We start from the raw sequence: 6,163 nt of genomic DNA on the forward strand, positions 1-6,163 counted from the left end.
AAGCTTTATCCTTTAAGGTGGAGATATAAGATGGTGTGCTTTCATCTTTAAATTAGTATATCCTTATGGGGTGGTAAACTTGGGCTGGTGTGATTAATGAGGGCTTTTCTTTTCTCAAACCTTTATTAACGTTTAAGGGATTCACATATATCATCATCCCATGTTAATTACTTAAATGTAGCATTCTCTACGTGGTTTTTAATTACCTCTATAAGGTAACCCTGCATCATGACTAAGAGATAAACCCCAACCCATACACAGGAGGAAGAAAAGCAACAAACTAAACAATTAACAACCACTTTCAATTGACTATTAGTTACGATGAAAACCAAACTCTACTAAGGCTAATTATTCGGTAATACATTAAGGTGTGGATTCATTATAGTGTTTGAGGGCTTAGGTGGGTTAAGGAATTTAATTAATGGTAAGTCATTAACGGTAACTTGAAGGTTGGAGGTATGAGGATTCCCTTAAGGGCAATTTAAGTAGATGTGGAGGCGCTAATCAAGCTTTAACCCTTATTGTAAAGATTTATTAACTCAACATTAGGGTCTTAAAGGTAAATTATGTCTGAATGGGTTAAGGGTCTAGAGGACTTCATTAGGAGTGGTGTTAATGCTAATCATAGGAGGATGGTGGTTCTAGTTGGGTCAAGTGATGATGCAGTAGCCGAATCAGCTGTGGAGGTTGTTAAATTATTCCTAGGCGTAACGGGCATGAGTAATGGAATTTATCTGTATCAGCCTGAATATGGTGATGCTAGGAGAAGGTTAAGGGTATTCACGGATGGTATGGGTAACGTTAAGTTTAAGCCAATGCCCTTCAAGGACACTAAACTACTCCTTGGTCAAACACTGGACTACGCAGTGGTTGACCTCTTCAATGACCTTAAGCCAAATGACATAGGTAGGGTTGGTAGCGTTGTGAAGGGTGGGGGTATTTACGTACTCTTAATGCCCCCAGTGGACAAGTGGCTTAAGGTAATCACTAAGTTCCAGCTTAAGCTAATAACACCCCCTCATAAACCGGAGGAAGTTAGGCAGTACCTTAAGTCTAGGTTCTGGGAAAGCTTAATGAGGGGTGAAGGTATTTCAGTGTATGATGTAGATGAATCCAAGTTTATTAAGCCGCCTCAATCAATTAATATACAGGAGGTGAGTCAAGCCCAGTTAAATATACCTAGTATTAAGGGTAAGGCTATTGAGGTGTATAAGCTGGCTAAAACTCAAGATCAGATTAACGTAATATCGATGCTTGAGGGTATAGTTAATGAGAAGGGTAAGGTTAATGCAGTCATAATAGCGGATAGGGGTAGGGGTAAGTCTGCTGCCGTGGGGCTTGCAGTGTCATTAATTGGACATAGGTTAAAGAGGAGACGTGGGGTTGCTAGGATAGCGGTTACGGCTGAAAGCCCTGACAATGCCGGGACACTAATGGAGTTCGCCAGGAGGGGGTTTGAGGAGTTAGGCTACGATGTTGAGGTCTCCAGGACTGGGGATAGTATTGTGAGTTTATTAACAAGGGGTATTTACGTGGATTACTATAAGCCTTACCCACTATTGTCGCTGCAAAGGCCAATTGACTTAGTGGTGGTTGATGAGGCAGCCATGATGCCGCTACCCATACTCTACGGCATACATAACAAGTTCACTAGGGTAATTTACTCAACCACAATACACGGTTATGAGGGTGCCGGTAGGGGTTTCAGCGTCAGGTTCCTTAAGTACCTTAAGGGTAGGAGGGGTATTAGGGTTCTTGAGTATGAGATGACTGAGCCCATAAGGTATGCTAGGGATGACCCCATTGAGAAGTGGCTCTTTAAGACATTCCTACTTGATGCTGAGCCTGCCCGCATTGATGAAGGTGACTTGAAGCTGATTAATGAGGGTAAGATTAAGTATATTGCACCAAGTATTGATGAATTATTCCTTAAGAATGAGGAAACATTAAGGCAATTCTTCGGAATATACGTGCAGGCCCATTATAGGAATGAGCCTGATGACTTAGGGATGATGATGGATGCGCCCCATCATACGGTTAGGGCATTAACACTGGAGAATGGTAAGGTTGTGGTTTCCATTGAATTAGCTGAGGAGGGTGGTTTAGATGACGAAACCATTAACACCATGGTCCTGGGATTCAAACCCCCAGGTAATATAATACCGGATAGGATGGTTAAGTACTGGAAAATACCTGAGTTCGCTAAGCTAAGGGGGTGGAGAATAGTTAGAATAGCCACTCATCCTGAGCTTCAGGATAAGGGGCTTGGCTCCACAGCATTAAGTATGCTTGAGAATGAGGCTAAGGTAAGGGGGCTGGATTGGATTGGCGTTGGCTTTGGAGTTAATGCCCAGCTCCTCAGATTCTGGGTTAAGAACGGTTACTTACCAATACACATAAGCCCTGAGAGGAATCCAGTAAGTGGGGAGTATAGTGTACTTATGATTAAGCCAATAAGCGATGCTGCTAAGAACGCTGTTTACTATGCTAATAGGGAATTTAGAATTAGGTTACTAAGTAGTTTAAGTGGACCCTATGTTGGGCTTGAACCCGATGTAGCCTTAATGCTCCTAACCAGTGATGAACCAGTGGCTCAGCTTAATGAATTGAACCTAACCAGGGGTCAGCTTAATAGGCTTATAGCCTACGCCTGGGGCCCCATGACCTACGAGAACACTGTTGATGCATTAATTGAATTATTTAAGGCATACTTCATGAGAATTACTAGGGTTGGCTTCAGGATACCTGAAATCATGGAGAGAGGCATTATAGCTAAGGTTTTTCAATCAAAGACCTGGAGCGCCGCGGCTAGGGAACTTGGGGTTAAGCCAACAGTCCTCATGCTTGGCTTAAGGGCAATATCAAGGATACTACTAGTTTACTTCTACGGCAATGGCTTCAACATACCCATTTACATGATTCAACCCTCCAAGAGGCAGAAGCAGGCTTACTGAAGCGTATCTAAGGCTATTCCTGGCTTAATGATGCTTTTATTATTTTGNNCCTTGAAGGTTTTAAGGCTTCGAAATTAGTAAACCTACCAGTGGCCTCGGAACTGTAGGATCATGAACACTAGGCAACTCCAAGGGGAAGCATAATAAACCACAGTAAACGAGGAAACACTTACTTAATGAAGATTCTAATATCATGAGGATTACGGTTAATTGAATCAATGATTAAAGGAATCCAACTGTAAGACGCCTAGTGGTATGAATGGGTTAAGTGGAGAGGATTATTGGTATTATATAGGCCTTAACGGGTTTATTACCCATGAGTTCAAGCACAGTAACCCACTCAACATCCTTAATCTCTGCTGGTATTGATTTAAGGATTTTTAAGTAGGCTTCCTTAGCCTCATGCACAATGTTTAGTAATTCCTTAGAGTCTAGCCCGACGTTAACCATGGATTCAGCATCAATTGCATTAATCAACTCACCCTTAGGCGCGGATTTCTTTAAAATCGACTCCACCTCAGTGAGTTCCTTAACCATATTCTCAACAAACCTACTGAACTCCTCAATATTCCTAAACACAATGTAATCAGTACTCACTGGTGTAGAACATAGAGTACTAGTATTTAAAAATCAGCCATCATAGGTTCCTCAATAAGTTAAAGGTAGGCATTACTCCTCCCTAAGGAGGTGGCTGTTCCTCAACTTGTTTCACCATGGCTCACCGTGGTTTCACATAGTGGAACCAAGGTTCTGAAACATGACCCTTTAAAGCGCACCACCACCCACCTACCTATGAAGCCGGTAAGCCTAATCATACTGGCTTTAGCCTTGGGAGTAGCAACAGCCCTAGTTGCATCGCCAGTGCATTTAACGGTTAGTACATCAGCCTCAACTAACTCAACGGTATCAAACTCAACATTAACTGCAGCAACCCTATTAACCACAACCACTAACGCAACTATAATACCTGCATTAGGTAATTCATCAATGGCCCAGAACGCAACATGCACTGCAGCAATAGTTCACATTGAGCTTAGCCTATTCTTCTACCAGAAGGTTAAGGCTCTGGCTAACGTCGCCGGGGAATTAAAGTTAGTTAACTTTACGTTGAGTGAAGCCTATAATTTAACTAAGGAGGCTAATGAAACCTTGAATAAGGGATTATGCTTCACAGCATTGAAGGAGGCTATAGATGCCATTCACCTAGAGCAGAGGGCTTGGAGTGACTCCATTAGGGCTTTCAACGTGGAGAAGCACATTAACGTAACTGAGATGGTTAAGGCTGAGGCTGAGTTAAGGATGCTGAATAGGACGCTTACTGTGGCGTATAGGATAGCTAATGAGACCGGTAACTCAACTTTAATGAATGAGATAAAGAGCCTAATTAACCAAACTAAGTTAGCTGATAAACTGCTTAGGGAGGGTAATTACAGTGGTGCATTAAAGATGCTTAGTGGTGTTAAGCAGGGTATAGTGCAATTAACTAGGCAGGTTCATGAGGAGGCTAAGAAGTGGGTTGAGGAGTATAGGGTTCTCCATGGCCATGGTAAGGGTAATGGGCATGTTAAGTCAAGTGGTGGTGAGGGTAAGGGTAATGGTGGCGGTAATAGTAATCATGGCCGTGGTAAAGGCCGCTCTTGAAAATAAACCCTAATCAGCTTAACTTCTCTTAAAAACAAGCCCTTAATTCTTTAATACTCCCTATAAACTATGAACCTAGCCAGCTCCTCAAGCTTCATCGTATGTTCATTCCTAGGTACCTTACTTAATTCACTAATAGCCCTACTCATATACTCATTAGCCATCCCAATGGCTTCTTCCCTAGCCTTAGTTGCTGAAATAACCTCCACAGCCTCCTTGATATCATCCTGGGTTGGCCTTTGCTTGGAAAGCACACTAAGCAGTTTACCAGCCTCTTTACTCTCAAGGAGTGAGAGCAATATAACAATGTTACCAACCTTATGTTCCTTAAGGTCCTTACCAATCTCCTTACCAAACTTCCTTAAATCACCGAATATGTCTAGGACATCGTCTATTATTTGGAAGGCCACGCCCACGTTATAGCCGAAGTTACTTAACGCCTCCAACTTATCAACACTGCAGTTTGCTGAGTACCCTCCAAGCCACATTGATGTTTTAAATAATGCAGCGGTCTTAAGTGAAACCATCCTTACGTAAAGATCCCTTAAGGCTGGGGTTATTTCCTTAACAAGCCTATTCTCAATGAAGTATGGGTCCCTCCTACCTGAGTACTCCATCAATATGTCAAGCCTCTCACCCTCATCAATAGCCCTTATGGTCTCAGCAACAACCTTAGCCACCTCACTGGGATTCCTTGTCTCCAATACAGCCTCCTCAATAGCCTCCCTATACCATATCCCCACTAATATTGCTGCGTAATCACCGTACTTTCTCCTTACCGTCGGCATATTCCTCCTTAAGTCCGCCTCATCAATTATATCATCGTATATGAGGGAGTAATTATGTATTAACTCAACTATGGCGGCGTAGGGTAGGGAAGATTCAAGGGAACCACCGCAGGCTAAGGCTGATTCAATAACCATTAGTGGCCTAATCCTCTTACCGCCTGTGGCCACTTGATATAATACGGCTTCCCTGAATGATGGATCAACACTTATGGTTAAGTACTTCTCAATAGCCTTATTAACTAATTCCCCATACCTCTCATGCAGTTCACTTAAAGCATCAACCATAGTCGCGGAATTAGTTAATGTTTTAAAGTATTAGCTACCTGAAGCAGGGTGGCGATAAGCTCATTATCAATATCCCTGGGTGACTTAGCTAAAACAACGCTACTAACCCTCTTAGCCTCACCCAGTAGCTCTAAGCCATCTAAATCAGCATTGACTGTGTTTAGTAGAATAGCTATATTAAAGGATGATGACCTAATGGGCAGCATTGCTCCGTCAGAGCACATAACATCAACATTAGGTAAACCAGCCGGGTACTTTAATAAACCACATGCAACATCAACGCAGGTATACTGCTCCACAATACCTGATAGTAAGCCTGCCCCAATACCTAACCCACACCCAATGTCAATAACCCTCACACCCCTTAACCTAACTCCCTCAATTAATGTTAAGTAACCTGTAATGCTTTCTCTTAAGTAGAGTTCAAGGTAGCCTAACCCCATTCTCTCATATAGTTCCCTAACCCTAATCTTACTGGTGAACGGCTCCATGTTT

The 6,163-nt window shown here is 42.5% G+C and carries 5 protein-coding genes; 2 read left to right on the forward strand and 3 right to left on the reverse strand.

The genetic code is table 11. The features are described 5' to 3' along the window. Positions 1-566: 566 nt before the first annotated feature. Complete coding sequence (locus tag BP896_RS01195; protein WP_291764813.1) at positions 567-2,954, forward strand: tRNA(Met) cytidine acetyltransferase TmcA; 2,388 nt, start codon at positions 567-569, stop codon at positions 2,952-2,954. 264 nt (positions 2,955-3,218) lie between these two features. On the opposite strand, the gene BP896_RS01200 is transcribed toward BP896_RS01195, so the two are convergent. Then, entirely contained in the window at positions 3,219-3,551 is a 333-nt protein-coding gene (locus tag BP896_RS01200) for a hypothetical protein (RefSeq protein ID WP_291764815.1), read from the reverse strand. A 195-nt stretch (positions 3,552-3,746) separates the two neighbouring features. On the opposite strand from BP896_RS01200, the gene BP896_RS01205 reads away from it, so the two are divergent. Then, positions 3,747-4,595, forward strand: coding sequence for a hypothetical protein (locus tag BP896_RS01205; protein WP_291764816.1), 849 nt, complete (start codon positions 3,747-3,749; stop codon positions 4,593-4,595). A gap of 50 nt (positions 4,596-4,645) precedes the next feature. Here the strand turns inward: BP896_RS01205 and BP896_RS01210 are convergent, their stop codons facing one another. Together BP896_RS01210 and BP896_RS01215 are read right to left on the reverse strand one after the other, a co-directional pair. Further along, positions 4,646-5,668 (reverse strand): polyprenyl synthetase family protein, encoded by a 1,023-nt coding sequence (locus BP896_RS01210; protein ID WP_291764818.1) that lies wholly within the window; start codon positions 5,666-5,668, stop codon positions 4,646-4,648. A 14-nt stretch (positions 5,669-5,682) separates the two neighbouring features. After that, entirely contained in the window at positions 5,683-6,159 is a 477-nt protein-coding gene (locus tag BP896_RS01215) for a class I SAM-dependent methyltransferase (RefSeq protein WP_291764820.1), read from the reverse strand. Positions 6,160-6,163 lie beyond the last annotated feature (4 nt).

It is taken from the genome of Caldivirga sp. UBA161, from assembly GCF_002506515.1.
Classification (GTDB): domain Archaea; phylum Thermoproteota; class Thermoprotei; order Thermoproteales; family Thermocladiaceae; genus Caldivirga.

Bases quoted from the DNA above. Each gene is read 5' to 3' on its own strand.
- BP896_RS01205 (WP_291764816.1), top strand. From the start codon at position 3,747: ATGAAGCCGGTAAGCCTAATCATACTGGCTTTAGCCTTGGGAGTAGCA.
- BP896_RS01215 (WP_291764820.1), bottom strand. From the start codon at position 6,159: ATGGAGCCGTTCACCAGTAAGATTAGGGTTAGGGAACTATATGAGAGA.
- BP896_RS01210 (WP_291764818.1), bottom strand. From the start codon at position 5,668: ATGGTTGATGCTTTAAGTGAACTGCATGAGAGGTATGGGGAATTAGTT.
- BP896_RS01195 (WP_291764813.1), top strand. From the start codon at position 567: ATGTCTGAATGGGTTAAGGGTCTAGAGGACTTCATTAGGAGTGGTGTT.